This is a genomic window from Micromonospora sp. DT44 (assembly GCF_049841635.1).
Taxonomy (GTDB): domain Bacteria; phylum Actinomycetota; class Actinomycetes; order Mycobacteriales; family Micromonosporaceae; genus Micromonospora.
The window spans coordinates 1-401 of record NZ_JBNCKS010000177.1; the positions used below are offsets into that span (position 1 = coordinate 1).

The 401-nt window shown below is 63.1% G+C and carries 1 protein-coding gene; it reads right to left on the reverse strand.

Features of this window, described 5'->3' with window-relative positions:
- Window positions 1–91 precede the first annotated feature (91 nt).
- A partial coding sequence (locus tag ACLQ25_RS32830; RefSeq protein WP_425734608.1) for a transposase occupies window positions 92–401 on the reverse strand: 310 nt, incomplete at its 5' end.

The window sequence follows — 401 nt, forward strand, 5'->3', positions numbered from 1 at the left end:
TAGTAGGCGGACCGGGAGACCTTGAGTAGCTCGCACGCGCGCTTGACGTTGTGCTTGCCGGCTTGCTCCGCCTCGATGAACGGGTACACGTTCACCGGGTCTCCTTCGCGAAGAAAGCCGTTGCCCGCTTCAAAATATCGACGTCTTCACGCAGCCGGCGGTTCTCACGCCGAAGCTGCGCGAGTTCGTCTCGCTCATCCGAGGTCAGCCCGTCAGTACGGGCGCCCCTGTCGAGTTCGGCCTGCTTGACCCAGTCACGCACCGCGGTCTCGGTCAAGTCGAAATCCTGGCTGACCTGCCTCACCGTGCGGTCACCACGTTGACACAACTCGACGATCTCGGCCTTGAACTGCGCCGTGAACGACCGCCGAGGCCGTGACCGCTTCTTCCCCACGTTCTCC